A 14,844-nucleotide genomic window follows, 5' to 3' on the forward strand; every position below is an offset into this window, starting at 1 on the left:
ACCAGCGAGAAGCGACTGTTTACTAAAAACACAGGTCCGTGCGAAGCCGTAAGGCGATGTATACGGACTGACGCCTGCCCGGTGCTGGAACGTTAAGGGGACCGGTTAGCTGACTTTCGGGTCGGCGAAGCTGAGAACTTAAGCGCCAGTAAACGGCGGTGGTAACTATAACCATCCTAAGGTAGCGAAATTCCTTGTCGGGTAAGTTCCGACCTGCACGAATGGCGTAACGACTTCTCGACTGTCTCAACCATAGGCCCGGTGAAATTGCACTACGAGTAAAGATGCTCGTTTCGCGCAGCAGGACGGAAAGACCCCGGGACCTTTACTATAGTTTGATATTGGTGTTCGGTTCGGCTTGTGTAGGATAGGTGGGAGACTTTGAAGCAGCCACGCCAGTGGTTGTGGAGTCGCCGTTGAAATACCACTCTGGTCGTGCTGGATGTCTAACCTGGGTCCGTGATCCGGATCAGGGACAGTGTCTGATGGGTAGTTTAACTGGGGCGGTTGCCTCCTAAAGAGTAACGGAGGCGCCCAAAGGTTCCCTCAGCCTGGTTGGCAATCAGGTGTTGAGTGTAAGTGCACAAGGGAGCTTGACTGTGAGACCGACGGGTCGAGCAGGGACGAAAGTCGGGACTAGTGATCCGGCAGTGGCTTGTGGAAGCGCTGTCGCTCAACGGATAAAAGGTACCCCGGGGATAACAGGCTGATCTTCCCCAAGAGTCCATATCGACGGGATGGTTTGGCACCTCGATGTCGGCTCGTCGCATCCTGGGGCTGGAGTCGGTCCCAAGGGTTGGGCTGTTCGCCCATTAAAGCGGTACGCGAGCTGGGTTTAGAACGTCGTGAGACAGTTCGGTCCCTATCCGCTGTGCGCGTAGGAATATTGAGAAGGGCTGTCCCTAGTACGAGAGGACCGGGACGGACGAACCTCTGGTGTGCCAGTTGTCCTGCCAAGGGCATGGCTGGTTGGCTACGTTCGGAAAGGATAACCGCTGAAAGCATCTAAGCGGGAAGCCTGCTTCGAGATGAGTATTCCCACCACCTTGAGTGGTTAAGGCTCCCAGTAGACGACTGGGTTGATAGGCCAGATGTGGAAGCCCGGTAACGGGTGGAGCTGACTGGTACTAATAGGCCGAGGGCTTGTCCTCAGTTGCTCGCGTCCACTGTGTTGTTCCCAGGCCACGAACAGTCGTGCTGGTTGAACAGTTTCACTACTTAACTGAAAAGTGTGCTTGTTCGCTAAGTGCCGATCTCTGCATTAATTGCGGAGTGGCCGATAGTGTTTCGGTGGTCATTGCGTTAGGGAAACGCCCGGTTACATTCCGAACCCGGAAGCTAAGCCTTTCAGCGCCGATGGTACTGCAGGGGGGACCCTGTGGGAGAGTAGGACGCCGCCGAACAATCTTTCAGGACCCTTGGTCCCAGCGTTCATGCTGGGGCCGAGGGTCCTTTTTTGTTTGCCGAAGCGCGTCGGATGGTCGGCTGCGCGAGAATGTCTTGTAGTACCCGATGACAGGAGTCACCCCCATGTCCACCAACTCTTCCGACGACCGTTCGGAGCGCGAGCCGCGTCGCCGGGACGGGGACGACAGGGGCGGCTTCCGAGGCGGCCGTGACGACCGGTCCGCTGCGCCTCGCCGCGACGACAACCGTGGTGGCGGTTTCCGCCGTGACGACCGTGACCGCGACCGTGGTCCCCGCCGTGACGACAACCGTGGTGGCGGTTCCGGTGGTGGCTTCCGCCGTGACGACCGTGCGCCGCGTCGTGATGACGACCGTGGTGGGTACCGCGGCGGTCAGCGTGATGACCGTGGTGGCCGTCCCACCGGCGGCTTCGACCGCCGCGATGACCGCGACCGTGGCCCCCGCCGTGACGACGACCGTCCCGGTGGCTTCCGCCGCGACGACAGCCGCGGTGGCGGGACCGGTGGTGGCTTCCGCCGCGATGACAGCCGCGGTGGCGGTGGCGGTTCCCGCCGTGACGACCGCGACCGCGACCGTGGTCCCCGCCGTGACGACAACCGTGGTGGCGGTTCCGGTGGCAGCTTCCGCCGCGACGACCGCGCTCCCCGGCGTGATGACGACCGTGGTGGGTACCGCGGCGGTCAGCGTGACGACCGTGGTGGCCGTCCGGCCGGCGGCGGCTTCGACCGCCGCGATGACCGTCCCCGTGGCCCCCGTCGCGACGACGACCGTCCCGGTGGCTTCCGCCGTGATGACAGCCGCGGTGGCGGGACCGGTGGTGGCTTCCGCCGTGACGACCGTGCGCCGCGTCGTGATGACGACCGTGGTGGGTACCGCGGCGGTCAGCGTGACGACCGTGGTGGCCGTCCGGCCGGCGGCTTCGACCGCCGCGATGACCGCGACCGTGGCCCCCGCCGTGACGACGACCGTCCCGGTGGCTTCCGCCGCGACGACAGCCGCGGTGGCGGTTCCGGTGGTGGCTTCCGCCGCGATGACAGCCGCGGCACCGGTGGCGGTTTCCGCCGTGACGACCGCGACCGCGACCGTGGTCCCCGCCGTGACGACGACCGTGGTGGCAGCTTCCGCCGCGACGACCGCGACCGTGGTCCGCGCCGTGACGACGACCGTGGTGGCAGCTTCCGCCGCGACGACCGCGCTCCCCGGCGTGATGACGACCGTGGTGGGTACCGCGGCGGTCAGCGTGATGACCGTGGTGGCCGTCCCACCGGCGGCTTCGAGCGCCGCGATGACCGCGACCGTGGCCCCCGCCGCGACGACGACCGTCCCGGTGGCTTCCGCCGCGACGACAGCCGCGGTGGCGGCTCCGGTGGCGGCGGCTACCGCCGTGACGACCGCGACCGTGGCCCCCGCCGTGACGACCGCGGAAGCGACCGCGGTGGCTACCGTGGCCGCGACGACCGGGGCGGCTACCAGGGGCGCGACGACCGCGACCGTGAGCCCATCAAGCGGCTGCCCATTCCTGACGACGTCACCGGCGACGAGATCGACAAGGATGTCCGGCAGGAGCTGATGAGCCTGCCGAAGACCCTGGCCGAGGACGTCGCACGGAACCTCGTCATGGTCGCCCGACTCATCGACGAGGACCCCGAGCAGGCCTACGCCTACTCGCGTATCGCCCTTCGGCTGGCGTCCAGGGTGGCCGCCGTGCGTGAGGCCGCGGGCTTCGCCGCGTACGCCACCCAGAAGTACTCCGAGGCGCTCGCCGAGTTCCGGGCGTCCCGTCGCATGACCGGTTCCGTCGAACTGTGGCCCGTCATGGCCGACTGCGAGCGTGGCCTCGGCCGCCCCGAGCGTGCCATGGCCATGGCCGGTGAGCCCGAGGTCCAGAAGCTGGACAAGGCCGGCCAGGTCGAGATGCGTCTCGTCGCCGCGGGTGCCCGCAGGGACATGGGACAGATCGACGCCGCGATCGTCACCCTGCAGAGCTCCGAGCTGGCGTCCAGCGCTGTCCACTCCTGGACTCCGCGCCTGCGGTACGCCTACGCCGACGCTCTCCTCGAGGCGGGCCGTGAGGACGAGGCCCGTGAGTGGTTCGGCAAGGCCCTGGAGGCCGACAAGGACGGCGCGACCGACGCGTCCGACCGGCTGGCCGAACTCGACGGTGTGGAGTTCGTCGACGCGCTCGGCGACGACGACGAGAACAGCGGCGCCGCCGCCGAAGTCCGTGCCACCGACGCGCACGACACCGACGAGGACGCGGACGACGAGGACGACGACGCGGACGACGAGGACGGGCCCGCGAAGGTCTGAGTCCCGTTGACATACGGCATGTGAAGAGGGCGGCACCCACCACGGGGTGCCGCCCTCTTCCGCGTTCGCCTCAGGGCTCCGTACGAGGAGTTCGCGATGCTGGTGTGCCTCGGTCGAGGTCCAGACTCCGCAGGACCAGCCCCGTCGCCGGCTTCGGGCCGAACGAGGTCGACTTGCGGGGCATCGTGACGCCCTGTCTGGCCAGGTCCCGGACCACGTCCTCGCGCACGGGGTGCATCAGCACGGCTGTGGCGCCATGGCGTTCCGCCTGCTCGACCGCCGCTTCCGCCGCATGGATATAGGCGATGTGCTCCGGGGCGTCGGGGACCTTCCACACGTCGTCGAGGAGCGCCGAGTGCAGCACGGTCGCGTCCAGCGCGCGCCATGCCGCCGGCCGGTCGGCGCGGACCGTTCGGGCGAGCAGCTCTCCGTCCGCGTGGTCGATGAGGTGGAACCCACCGTCGCCCGCGAGGAGGAAGGCGTTGCCCTCCGCAGCGGCGGCCCCGAGAGCGTCGAGGGCCTGGGGCAGCGGCCCCTCGACGGACCGGACACGGAAGAGGCCGTCCAGGGCGCGAAGCGCCTCGGCGACCGGAAGGCGGTGCAGGAGACGGTGGATGGCGCGGACGCGCAGCGGGTATCGGGCCGTGTCGACGAGCAGTACGAGACCGAAGTCCCAGGGACCGGGGGCCGACTGCTCCTGCTGCAGGCGCAGATACGTGGCCCAGCGGTGGTGGCCGTCGGCGATCAGGGCCTGGCGGTGGGACAGGTCGGACTCGACCTCCGCCCGCTCCATGGGATCGGTGACGGCCCACAGACGGTGGTCGACACCGTCCTCGGTCGTCGTGGTGAGGAGCGGGAGGCGCTCCACCACCCGCTCGATCACGGCCGTCGCGCCGCTCGGCCCGCCGTCGCCCGCGTAGCTGAGGAGCAGGGGCTCGAGATGGGCGGCCGCGGCGCGCATCAGGTCGGCGCGGTCCTCCACGACGTCGTCCATGACGTCCTCGTGCGGCAGCACGACACCCTCCGACGCTGGGGAGAGTGCCAGGGCCCCGATCACACCGCGCTGCAGGGTGTCACCGGCCCGCTGTTCGTACACGTAGAGAGCGGGCACCGGGTCCGCGGCGAGGACGCCCTCCGCCAGCCAGCGCTTCAAAGTGTCGGCCGCCTGCCGGTGCCGCGCGGCGGCCGTGCCGGCCTGCGGGAGGATCAGCCGCACGATGTTGTGCGGGTCCGCGGACTCCAGGTGGTGGAGGCCGTCGGGCCGCACGACGACGTCGTACGGGGGTGAGGTCACCGCCGCGAGGCTGCCGACCTGCTCGGGGACGTACCGCAGTGCGCGGAAGGGGATCAGCCGCAGCCCCTGGCCTGCGGCGGGCCCGGATGTGTTCATTTCTGCATCGTATGTGCGCTCCCGCGATGCGCGATGATCGGGGGAGAGGCATGGCACAGAGGAGCAGAGGCATATGAGTCAGCAGTACAGGTCCCGGCCGTTGGGGAGCGACGTCGCGCTGAGCGAGGCGTACGACACGGCCCTGCTCGACCTCGACGGGGTGGTGTACGCGGGCGGACACGCGATCGTCCACGCCGTCGAATCGCTGGGCACCGCCCGTGAGGGCGGCATGCATCTGGCGTATGTGACGAACAACGCCCTGAGGACGCCGGACGCGGTGGCCGAACACCTGACGGAACTCGGAGTTCCGGCCGACGCCGCCGATGTGATCACGTCGGCGCAGGCGGTGGCCCGGTTGATGGCCGATCAGCTGCCGTCCGGGGCCAGGGTGCTCGTGGTCGGCGGTGAGGGGTTGCGGGTCGCGCTGCGCGAGCGCGGGCTGGTGCCGGTGGAGTCGGCGGACGACGATCCGGTCGCCGTGGCGCAGGGGTTCGGCGGGCCCGACCTGCCGTGGGGCCGGTTCGCCGAGGCCGCGTACGCCATCTCGCGCGGAGCCGTGTGGTTCGCGTCCAACACCGACCTGACGATCCCGGGCGCCCGGGGCATCGCGCCCGGCAACGGTGCGGCCGTGGAGGTCGTACGCATCGCGACCGGGGCCGAACCGCAGGTCGCCGGCAAGCCGCTGCCGCCGATGCACCGGGAGACCGTGCTGCGGACGGGGGCGAAGCGGCCGCTGGTCGTCGGGGACCGGCTGGACACCGACATCGAGGGCGCGTTCAACGGCGGCGTGGACTCGCTGCTCGTCCTCACCGGCGTGACCGACGCGGCCCAGCTGATCGCGGCCGAACCCAGGTACCGCCCGACCTATGTGGACCGGGACCTGCGGGGTCTGCTCACCGGTCAGCCCGAAGTGTCGGAGGAGGGCGACGGGTTCCGCTGCGGAGGCTGGACGGCCGCGGTGCGCGAGGAGGCGCTCGTGCTGGACGGCGAGGGTGACGCGATCGACGGGCTGAGGGCCCTGTGCGCGGCGGCGTGGACACACGCGGGTGAGGGCACGTGCGATCTGGACGCGCAGAAGGCCGTGGCCCGGCTCGACCTGTAGCGTGCCGGATCGTGTGCGGTGCCGGGGAGTTGAGATGATTGGAGGATAGGCTAACCTAACCAGGTGTTGGTCGAGAGTCCCCCTGAATCGAGTTCCGGCCCCCCGGCCGCGCCGGGCACGGGCGCGCGTGGCAGGCGTCACGCGGCGAGAGCGGCCGGTCTGCTGGCCGCCGTGGCGGTGCTGGTGCTGGTGTGCCTCGTGAGTGTCGCGATCGGCGCCAAGGCCCTTCCCCTCTCCGAGGTGTGGCACGGCCTGTTCCACTACTCGGGCACCAACGGTGACGTCCTCGTACGCGAGGTGCGGGTCCCGCGCACCGTGCTGGGGCTGATCGTCGGGGCAGCGCTCGGGCTGGCCGGCGCGGTGATGCAGGCGCTCACCCGCAATCCGCTCGCCGAGCCCGGTCTGCTGGGCGTCAACGCGGGCGCGGCGGCGGCGGTCGTCTCCGCCATCACCTTCTTCGGCGTCACGTCCCTGACCGGATACGTCTGGTTCGCGTTCGGCGGCGCCGCGCTCGTGTCCGTCGCGGTGTACCTGCTGGGCGGCAGCAGGTCCGCGAACCCCGTGCGTCTGGCGCTCGCCGGTACGGCGGTCACCGCGGCCCTGTTCGGTTACGTCAACGCCGTACAACTGCTGGACTCCGCGGCGCTGGACCGGCTGCGGTTCTGGACCGTCGGATCGCTCGCCTCGGCGAACCCGGAGACCGTCGGCAAGGTGTGGCCGTTCATCGCGCTCGGTGTGCTGCTGTCCCTGCTCATCGCCCGGCCGCTCAACGCGCTGGAGATGGGCGACGACACGGCCAGGGCGCTCGGCGCCCACCTGACCCGCACCCGGGTCCTCGCGATGGTGGCCGTCACCCTGCTGTGCGGGGCGGCGACCGCCGCGTGCGGGCCGATCGTCTTCATCGGGCTGATGATCCCGCACCTGGTCCGGACGATCACGGGCCCGGACATGCGGTGGATCCTGCCCTACGCCGCCGTTCTCGCGCCCGTGCTGCTCCTCGTCGCCGACGTGGTGGGCAGGGTCGCCGCCCGCCCCTCCGAGCTGCAGGTGGGCATCGTCACCGCGCTGCTGGGCGGGCCCGTGTTCATCCATCTCGTACGCCGCAAGAGGATGGCCCAGCTGTGAAGGCCACGCAGGACACCACGAAGACGGTCCACGCCGTACGGACGGCCGGCGGGCTCTCGTTCCGGGTGGACGCGCGGGCGCTCGTCGTGATCGCGCTGCTCGCCGCGGCGGCGGCCTTCGCCGCGGTCGTGCTGATCGGCAGCGGCGACTACGCCATGTCACCCGGACAGGTCGTCACCACCCTGCTCGGCGACGGAACGTTCCAGCAGGAGTTCATCGTCACGGAGCTACGCCTGCCCAGGGTCCTTGTCGGGCTGCTCGTCGGCGCCGCGCTCGGAGTCGGCGGCGCCGTCTTCCAGAGCGTCTCCCGCAACCCCCTCGGGAGCCCCGACGTCCTCGGCTTCGGCCAGGGCTCCGCGGTCGGCGCCCTCATCGTGATCGTGCTCTTCCAGGGCGGACCCTCCGAGGTCGCCGCGGGAGCCGTCGCCGGCGGCATGCTGACCGGCGCGGCCGTCTACCTGCTTGCCTGGAAGCGCGGGGTGCACGGCTACCGCCTCGTCCTCGTCGGCATCGGGGCCGCCGCCATGCTGACCGCCGCGATCCACTACCTGATCACCAAGGCCAACCTCGTCGACGCCACCCGCGCGGTCGTCTGGATGACGGGCTCGCTGGACGGCCGCGACTGGGCCCAGGTCTGGCCGCTGCTCGCCGTCTGCTGCGTCCTGATCCCGCTGGTCCTCGGCCACGGGCGGGCGCTGCGCATGATCGAGATGGGCGACGACGCCGCCCACGCCCTGGGCGTACGGGTGGAACGCACCCGGCTCGTCCTACTGAGCTGCGCGGTGCTGCTCGTCGCCGTCGCGACCGCCGCCGCCGGGCCCATCGTCTTCGTCTCGCTCAGCGCCCCGCAGGTCGCCCGCCGCCTGACCAGGGCGCCGGGCCCCAACCTGGCTGCTGCCGCCGCCACGGGCGCGGCCCTGCTGCTCGTCGCCGACTGGACCGCCATGAACGCCTTCGGGGACCGCCAGCTCCCGGTGGGCGTCGTCACCGGCGTGCTCGGCGGCTGCTACCTGCTGTGGCTCCTCGTGGCCGAGCGCAGGGCGGGACGCATATGAGGCCGGACACGCCGGACACCGCGCAGACCATCCCCACCGACCCCGGGAGTACGACCATGCAGCGCCTCACCGCGGACTCGGTGACCCTCGGCTACGACCAGCGGGTCATCGCCGAGAACCTCTCGGTGGAGATCCCCGACCACTCCTTCACGGTGGTCGTCGGCCCCAACGCCTGCGGCAAGTCGACCCTGCTGCGCGCCCTCTCCCGGATGCTGAAGCCGACCGCCGGAGACGTCCTGCTGGACGGGCGGTCCATCCACCGGATGCCCGCGAAGCAGGTCGCCAGGACCCTGGGCCTGCTGCCGCAGTCCTCCATGGCCCCGGACGGCATCACCGTCGCCGACCTCGTCTCGCGCGGCCGCTACCCGCACCAGGGGCTGCTGCGCCAGTGGTCGCCCGAGGACGAGCGGATCGTGAAGGAGTCCATGGAGTCGACCGGCGTCGGCGAGCTCGCCGACCGCTACGTCGACGAACTGTCGGGCGGCCAGCGCCAGCGCGTCTGGATCGCCATGGCCCTCGCCCAGCAGACACCGCTCCTACTGCTGGACGAGCCGACGACGTACCTCGACATCCAGCACCAGATCGACGTGCTCGACCTCTGCGCCGAACTGCACGAGACACAGGGCCGGACGCTGGTCGCCGTGCTCCACGACCTCAATCACGCCGCCCGGTACGCCACGCACCTGATCGCCATGCGCGGGGGCGCGGTCATCGCCGAGGGCGCCCCCGGCGACATCGTCACCGCGCAGCTCGTCGAAGAGGTCTTCGGGATGCGGTGCCAGGTCATCGACGACCCGGAGACGGGAACGCCGCTCGTCGTCCCCGCCGCCCGGAGGAAGCGCACCGGGGTCTCCGTCTGACGAGGCCTAGAGGAGGGACTTGAGCTTCAGCAGGTCACGGAAGCCCGCTTCCAGCCGCACCCGGCCCGATGCCCACGCCTTCGCGAAGTTCAGCTCGCCGCCGACCATGGCCACCAGGTCGTCGCCGGTCATCGCGAGCCGGATCTCGGCCTTCTCCCGGGGAGGGCCCTCGTGCGTGTCCAGCACCTTGATCCGGCCGTTCGCCAGCCGTCCGGTGAACGTCGCGTCGAGATCCCTGATGTGGCAGCTCAGCGAGCGGTCGAGGTCGGCGGCGCCGCGCACGTCGCCGTCGGCCCCCGCCAGATTGTCGGAAAGTGTGTCGAGTGCGCTTCGGCACTCCGCCATGGTCGCCATCGTCACCGACGGTACACCGGCCCTTCGGGGTAGCGTTCCCGCATGAGCGACAGGATGCCGGGACCGGACACGGCGCAGCGGGGCGAGGCGGGCAAACCGGCGGGGACGCCGCCCGACGCCCCCGTACCTTCCTACGAGCCCGTCCCGCCCGCGCCCGTCGGCGTCGCCCGCACACCCACCGGGCACGCCGGTGTCGACGCGCGGCTGGAGCGGCTGGCCGACGCGGACCACCTCCCGGCTGACGGCCACACCGAGGTGTACGAGGATGTACACCGTGGGCTGCGCGACGAGCTGACCGCGCTGGACGCCCGTCCCGCACCCGCACCGACGCCCGCGCACGACAACAGGAGCTGAACGAGAAGTGGCAGGAGTGGCACGTCGCCGCCTCGACGCCGAGCTGGTACGCCGCAAGCTCGCCCGCTCGCGTGAGCACGCGAGCCAGCTGATCGCAGCGGGGCGGGTGACCGTCGGCGGGAACACCGCGACCAAGCCCGCGACCCAGGTCGAGACCAGCGCCGCCGTCGTCGTCGTCAAGGACGACAGCGACCCCGAGTACGTCTCGCGCGGCGGGCACAAACTCGCCGGCGCCCTCGCCGCCTTCGAGCCGCTCGGACTCGAGGTCGAGGGGCGCAGGGCGCTGGACGCCGGGGCCTCCACCGGTGGCTTCACCGACGTCCTGCTGCGGGCCGGCGCCGGTCATGTCGTGGCCGTGGACGTCGGCTACGGCCAGCTCGCCTGGTCCCTGCAGTCCGATGAACGCGTCACCGTCAAGGACCGTACGAACGTACGCGAGTTGACGCTGGAACAGATCGACGGGAAGGCGGTGGACCTGGTGGTGGGCGACCTGTCGTTCATCCCGCTCGGCCTGGTGCTGCCCGCGCTCGCGCGCTGTTCCGCACCCGACGCCGATCTGGTGCTCATGGTCAAGCCGCAGTTCGAGGTGGGCAAGGAGCGCCTCGGCAGCGGCGGTGTGGTCCGCAGCCCCGAGCTGCGTGCCGAAGCGGTACGGGAAGTGGCACGCCGAGCCGGTCTGCTGGGCCTCGGCGTCCAGGGGGTGACGGCGAGTCCGCTGCCCGGCCCGTCGGGAAATGTCGAGTACTTTCTGTGGCTGCGGGCCGGCGCACCTGAGCTGGATCCCGCGGACGTCGACCGTGCAGTGGCGGAGGGGCCCCGTTGACGACGCATGCGGCACAAACCGAGAACGTGGAACAGCCCGGGAGCGCCGAACGACCGGAACGCACCGTCTTCCTGCTCGCGCACACCGGCCGTCCGGCGGCGATCCGCAGCGCCGAACTGGTGGTGCAGGGCCTCCTGAGGCACGGCCTCGGGGTCCGGGTGCTCGCGGTGGAGGCCGCGGACCTGCCGCTGCCGCAGTCCGTGGAGACGGTCACCGACGCGACCCCCGACGCCGTGGACGGCTGCGAGCTGCTGATCGTCCTCGGCGGCGACGGGACGCTGCTGCGCGGGGCCGAGATCTCGCGGGCCTCCGGTGTCCCCATGCTCGGCGTCAACCTCGGACGGGTCGGCTTCCTGGCGGAGGCCGAGCGCGACGACCTGGACAAGGTCGTCGACCGTGTGGTGACGCGCGCCTACCAGGTCGAGGAGCGGATGACGCTCGACGTCGTCGTGCGCAGCAACGGCGACGTCGTGCACACCGACTGGGCGCTCAACGAGGCCGCCGTCCAGAAGGTCTCGCCCGAGCGGATGCTGGAGGTCGTCCTGGAGATCGACGGCCGCCCCGTGACCGGTTTCGGATGTGACGGGATCGTCTGCGCCACCCCCACCGGATCGACGGCCTACGCCTTCTCCGCCGGCGGCCCCGTCGTCTGGCCGGAGGTGGAAGCCCTGCTGATGGTGCCGATCAGCGCCCACGCGCTTTTCGCGAAGCCGCTGGTGACGTCGCCCGACTCCGTGCTGGCCGTGGAGGTCCAGCCGCACAGCCCGCACGGGGTGCTGTGGTGCGACGGCCGCCGCACCGTCGAGCTGCCCGCCGGGGCTCGCGTCGAGGTCCGGCGCGGCGCGGTGCCCGTACGGCTCGCACGGCTCCACCAGGCGTCGTTCACCGACCGTCTGGTGGCGAAGTTCGCACTGCCCGTCCAGGGCTGGCGGGGCGCTCCGCACTGATCTCCAGGGCCGCTGCTCACACCCGCGTGAGTGAATCCGCCACCGGGGTCCGTCGCACACCGGGCCCGGGACCTCGTAAGGTCATGTCCGTGTTGGAGGAGATGCGGATACGGTCGCTCGGAGTCATCGACGACGCGGTGGTGGAGCTGTCACCCGGTTTCACCGCGGTGACGGGTGAGACCGGCGCGGGTAAGACCATGGTCGTCACCAGCCTCGGGCTGCTGCTCGGAGGGCGTGCCGACCCCGCCCTGGTGCGGATCGGTGCCAAGGCCGCGGTCGTCGAGGGGCGCATCACCGTGTCCCCGGGCGACGCGGCGGCGGTACGGGCCGAGGAGGCCGGCGGCGAGGTCGAGGACGGTGCGCTGATCGTCAGCCGTACCGTTTCGGCGGAGGGGCGCTCCCGCGCCCATCTCGGCGGGAGATCCGTGCCCGTGGGGGTGCTGGCCGAACTCGCCGACGAACTCGTGGCCGTGCACGGCCAGACCGACCAGCAGGGCCTGCTCAAGCCGGCACGGCAGCGCCAGGCGCTGGACCGGTACGCCGGCAGTGGCGTCGACGGCCCGCTCACCACGTACACGGCGGCCTACCGGCGGCTGCGTGCCGTCGTCACCGAGCTCGACGAACTGACCACCCGGGCCAGGGAACGCGCCCAGGAGGCGGACCTGCTGCGCTTCGGCCTCGACGAGGTCGCCGCCGTGGAACCGCTGCCGGGGGAGGACACCGAACTCGCGGCGGAAGCCGAACGTCTCGGCCACGCCGAGGCGCTCGCCTCCGCGGCGGCCCTCGCCCACGCGGCGCTCGCGGGCGATCCCGAGGATCAGGAGGGTGTGGACGCCACCACGGTCGTGGCCGCCGCCGGACGGTCCCTGGACGCCGTGCGGGCGCACGACCCGGCCCTGGCGGCACTGGCCGACCGGATCGGCGAGATCTCGATCCTGTTGGCCGACGTCGCCGGGGAACTCGCCGGATATGCCGACCAGCTCGACGCGGACCCGCTGCGGCTCGCCGCCGTGGAGGAACGGCGTGCCGCGCTCACCGCGCTCACCCGCAAGTACGGCGAGGACATCACCTCCGTGCTCGCCTGGGCCCAGGAAGGCGCCTCCCGGCTGACCGAGCTGGAGGGCGACGACGACCGCATCGGGGAGCTGACGGCGGAGCGCGACGCGCTGCGCGGCGAGCTCTCCGTGCTCGGGCAGCAGCTGACCGACGCACGGACGGAGGCGGCGGCCCGCTTCGCCGCGGCCGTCACGGAGGAACTGGCGTCCCTCGCCATGCCGCACGCCCGGGTCTCCTTCGCCATCGGTCAGTCCGAGGCGCCGGACGAGGCCTCCGGCATCGACATCGGCGGCCGGAGCGTGCTCTACGGTCCGTCCGGCGCCGACGAGGTGGAACTCCTGCTGGCGCCGCACCCCGGAGCGCAGCCACGGCCGATCGCCAAGCGCGCGTCGGGCGGTGAGCTGTCGCGGGTGATGCTCGCCGTCGAAGTGGTCTTCGCCGGTTCGGACCCCGTGCCGACGTACCTCTTCGACGAGGTCGACGCCGGTGTCGGCGGCAAGGCCGCCGTCGAGGTCGGCCGGCGGCTGGCGAAGCTCGCCAGGTCCGCACAGGTCGTCGTGGTCACCCACCTCCCGCAGGTGGCGGCCTTCGCCGACCGGCAGCTGCTGGTCGAGAAGACCGTGGACGGATCGGTGACCAGGAGCGGCGTCACGGTCCTGGAGGGCGAGGACCGGGTCCGGGAGCTGTCCCGGATGCTCGCGGGGCAGGAGGACTCCGAGACCGCGCGGGCCCACGCCGAGGAGCTCCTGGAGACCGCCCGGGCCGACGGCTGACGGCGCGCAGACGTCAGTTTCACGCGGCCCGCTTCACTCGTACGGGTGGGGTGGGCCGCCCCGGTGTCGACGCGAGTACGGGAACAACGTTTCGTCAGTCCCGGAACGTGCGTACGGACTGGCATCCTTGGGACCGTACTAATCACCGACTCGGTAGCCCCGGGAGCCGATCAACCGTGTCTCAGTTGCGTACGGTCCAAGTCCTGGGCGGCGGTGCCGGAAGCAGCGCCCGTGTCAGCTCGCTCGCCGCGGGACTGGTCGCCAGAGGCGTGCAGGTCACCGTCTGCGCCCCGGCCGGTTCCGGTCACGCCCACGGCCTCCCCGCCTCGGGAACCCGCTTCGTCGCGGTGCCCCGGCGCAGCGATCCCGCCTCCGTCGCCGCCCTGCGCATCGCGTGCACCGGGGCGGACATCGTCCACGCCCACGGCCTGCACGCCGCCGTGCGCGCCGGGATCGCGCTCAGCGGGCGTGGCACCCCGCTGGTGGTGACCTGGCACACCCGCGCCCACGCGGAGGGCGCCCGCGGCCGGCTGCTGCGGATGCTGGAGCGGAAGGCGGCCCGGGCCGCCGCCGTCGTGCTGGGCACCTCGTGGGAAATGGTCGACCGGGCCCGCCGCCGAGGTGCCAGGGACGCGCGGCTCGCGCCGGTCGCGATCCCCGCGAGCCGTTGGGCCGGCGCCCCCGACGACGGCAAGGTGCGCGCCGAACTGGGCGCGGTCGGACGGCCGTTGCTGGTCTCGGCGGCCCAGCACGACCATGACGCGCTGCTGGACGCGGCGCGCGGGTGGTGCGCGCTGGACCCCCCGCCCCTGCTGGCCGTCGTGGGGGAGGAGCACCGGGCCGGCGCCCTGAGGCGCCGGATCGCGGCGGAGGGCCTGCCCGTCGTCCTCGCGGGCGGACCGGACGGTATCGGCGACCTCCTGGCCGCGGCCGACATCGCCGTCCTGTCCGGCCGGGGATGCGGCGGCCCGCTGCTCGCCCGCGAGGCCCTGAGGCTCGGCATCCCCCTGGTCGCGGCCCGTGCCGACGGACTGCCCGAACTCGTCGGTGACGCGGCGGAACTGGTTCCGCACGGGGACGCCGAGGCCCTCTCCGAGGCCGTCGTACGGCTCCTCGGCGACCCCGGGCGACGGCAGCGGCTCGCCGAATCGGGGCGCGCGCAGGCCGCGGGCTGGCCGACCGAGGACGACACGATCGCCCATGTGCTCTCCGTGTACGACGAGTTGGCGACGCCCGTGGCGGCCGGCTGACCCCGGTACGGCCCCGC

12 protein-coding genes, 2 rRNA genes and 1 pseudogene (1 of these 15 cut by a window edge) are annotated in these 14,844 nt (G+C 71.4%); 13 read left to right on the top strand and 2 right to left on the bottom strand.

All coding sequences use genetic code 11. From position 1 onward, the window contains the following. The 4 genes and pseudogenes from LWJ43_RS26325 to LWJ43_RS26340 all read left to right on the top strand — a co-directional run. A 23S ribosomal RNA gene (locus LWJ43_RS26325) occupies window positions 1-1,151 on the top strand (it extends 1,974 nt beyond the left edge of the window). 135 nt (window positions 1,152-1,286) lie between these two features. After that, window positions 1,287-1,403 (top strand): 5S ribosomal RNA (gene rrf, locus LWJ43_RS26330). A 109-nt stretch (window positions 1,404-1,512) separates the two neighbouring features. Beyond that, a pseudogene (locus tag LWJ43_RS26335) lies at window positions 1,513-2,874 on the top strand (hypothetical protein); the annotation flags it as partial. 123 nt (window positions 2,875-2,997) lie between these two features. Then, window positions 2,998-3,738 (top strand): tetratricopeptide repeat protein, encoded by a 741-nt coding sequence (locus tag LWJ43_RS26340; RefSeq protein ID WP_277334676.1) that lies wholly within the window; start codon window positions 2,998-3,000, stop codon window positions 3,736-3,738. A 70-nt stretch (window positions 3,739-3,808) separates the two neighbouring features. On the opposite strand, the gene LWJ43_RS26345 is transcribed toward LWJ43_RS26340, so the two are convergent. Then, on the bottom strand, window positions 3,809-5,128 hold the full coding sequence (locus LWJ43_RS26345) for a DUF1015 domain-containing protein (RefSeq protein ID WP_277334677.1): 1,320 nt from the start codon (window positions 5,126-5,128) through the stop codon (window positions 3,809-3,811). Window positions 5,129-5,201: 73 nt separating this feature from the next. Here LWJ43_RS26345 and LWJ43_RS26350 point away from each other — a divergent pair, with 73 nt between their 5' ends. From LWJ43_RS26350 to LWJ43_RS26365, 4 genes are all read left to right on the top strand, one after another. Continuing rightward, window positions 5,202-6,230: an HAD hydrolase-like protein gene (locus tag LWJ43_RS26350; RefSeq protein ID WP_277334678.1), complete on the top strand. Its 1,029-nt coding sequence runs from the start codon at window positions 5,202-5,204 to the stop codon at window positions 6,228-6,230. A gap of 63 nt (window positions 6,231-6,293) precedes the next feature. Further along, complete coding sequence (locus LWJ43_RS26355; protein ID WP_462100913.1) at window positions 6,294-7,355, top strand: FecCD family ABC transporter permease; 1,062 nt, start codon at window positions 6,294-6,296, stop codon at window positions 7,353-7,355. Beyond that, window positions 7,352-8,410, top strand: a complete 1,059-nt coding sequence (locus LWJ43_RS26360; RefSeq protein ID WP_147962084.1) for a FecCD family ABC transporter permease — start codon at window positions 7,352-7,354, stop codon at window positions 8,408-8,410. Before LWJ43_RS26355 ends, LWJ43_RS26360 begins: the two co-directional genes overlap by 4 nt. Window positions 8,411-8,466: 56 nt before the next feature. Then, window positions 8,467-9,270 (top strand): ABC transporter ATP-binding protein, encoded by an 804-nt coding sequence (locus tag LWJ43_RS26365; protein WP_277335998.1) that lies wholly within the window; start codon window positions 8,467-8,469, stop codon window positions 9,268-9,270. A gap of 6 nt (window positions 9,271-9,276) precedes the next feature. Here the strand turns inward: LWJ43_RS26365 and LWJ43_RS26370 are convergent, their stop codons facing one another. Next, window positions 9,277-9,624, bottom strand: a complete 348-nt coding sequence (locus LWJ43_RS26370; RefSeq protein WP_277334679.1) for an alkyl sulfatase C-terminal domain-containing protein — start codon at window positions 9,622-9,624, stop codon at window positions 9,277-9,279. 42 nt (window positions 9,625-9,666) lie between these two features. Here LWJ43_RS26370 and LWJ43_RS26375 point away from each other — a divergent pair, with 42 nt between their 5' ends. The 5 genes from LWJ43_RS26375 to LWJ43_RS26395 all read left to right on the top strand — a co-directional run bounded on the left by LWJ43_RS26375 (window position 9,667) and on the right by LWJ43_RS26395 (window position 14,827). Then, window positions 9,667-9,978: a hypothetical protein gene (locus LWJ43_RS26375; protein WP_277334680.1), complete on the top strand. Its 312-nt coding sequence runs from the start codon at window positions 9,667-9,669 to the stop codon at window positions 9,976-9,978. A 7-nt stretch (window positions 9,979-9,985) separates the two neighbouring features. Next, on the top strand, window positions 9,986-10,801 hold the full coding sequence (locus tag LWJ43_RS26380; protein ID WP_277334681.1) for a TlyA family RNA methyltransferase: 816 nt from the start codon (window positions 9,986-9,988) through the stop codon (window positions 10,799-10,801). 26 nt (window positions 10,802-10,827) lie between these two features. Then, window positions 10,828-11,748: an NAD kinase gene (locus LWJ43_RS26385; protein WP_277334682.1), complete on the top strand. Its 921-nt coding sequence runs from the start codon at window positions 10,828-10,830 to the stop codon at window positions 11,746-11,748. 83 nt (window positions 11,749-11,831) lie between these two features. Next, window positions 11,832-13,577 (top strand): DNA repair protein RecN, encoded by a 1,746-nt coding sequence (recN, locus tag LWJ43_RS26390; RefSeq protein WP_277334683.1) that lies wholly within the window; start codon window positions 11,832-11,834, stop codon window positions 13,575-13,577. A gap of 176 nt (window positions 13,578-13,753) precedes the next feature. Further along, window positions 13,754-14,827, top strand: coding sequence for a glycosyltransferase family 4 protein (locus LWJ43_RS26395; protein WP_277334684.1), 1,074 nt, complete (start codon window positions 13,754-13,756; stop codon window positions 14,825-14,827). The last annotated feature ends 17 nt before the right edge of the window (window positions 14,828-14,844 follow it).

The organism is Streptomyces sp. JH34, from assembly GCF_029428875.1.
GTDB lineage: Bacteria > Actinomycetota > Actinomycetes > Streptomycetales > Streptomycetaceae > Streptomyces.

Excerpts from the sequence above, each read along its gene's own strand:
- LWJ43_RS26340 (WP_277334676.1), top strand. The coding sequence starts at position 2,998 with ATGAGCCTGCCGAAGACCCTGGCCGAGGACGTCGCACGGAACCTCGTC.
- LWJ43_RS26345 (WP_277334677.1), bottom strand. The coding sequence starts at position 5,128 with ATGAACACATCCGGGCCCGCCGCAGGCCAGGGGCTGCGGCTGATCCCC.
- LWJ43_RS26350 (WP_277334678.1), top strand. The coding sequence starts at position 5,202 with ATGAGTCAGCAGTACAGGTCCCGGCCGTTGGGGAGCGACGTCGCGCTG.
- LWJ43_RS26365 (WP_277335998.1), top strand. The coding sequence starts at position 8,467 with ATGCAGCGCCTCACCGCGGACTCGGTGACCCTCGGCTACGACCAGCGG.
- LWJ43_RS26370 (WP_277334679.1), bottom strand. The coding sequence starts at position 9,624 with ATGGCGACCATGGCGGAGTGCCGAAGCGCACTCGACACACTTTCCGAC.
- LWJ43_RS26375 (WP_277334680.1), top strand. The coding sequence starts at position 9,667 with ATGAGCGACAGGATGCCGGGACCGGACACGGCGCAGCGGGGCGAGGCG.
- recN (WP_277334683.1), top strand. The coding sequence starts at position 11,832 with ATGTCCGTGTTGGAGGAGATGCGGATACGGTCGCTCGGAGTCATCGAC.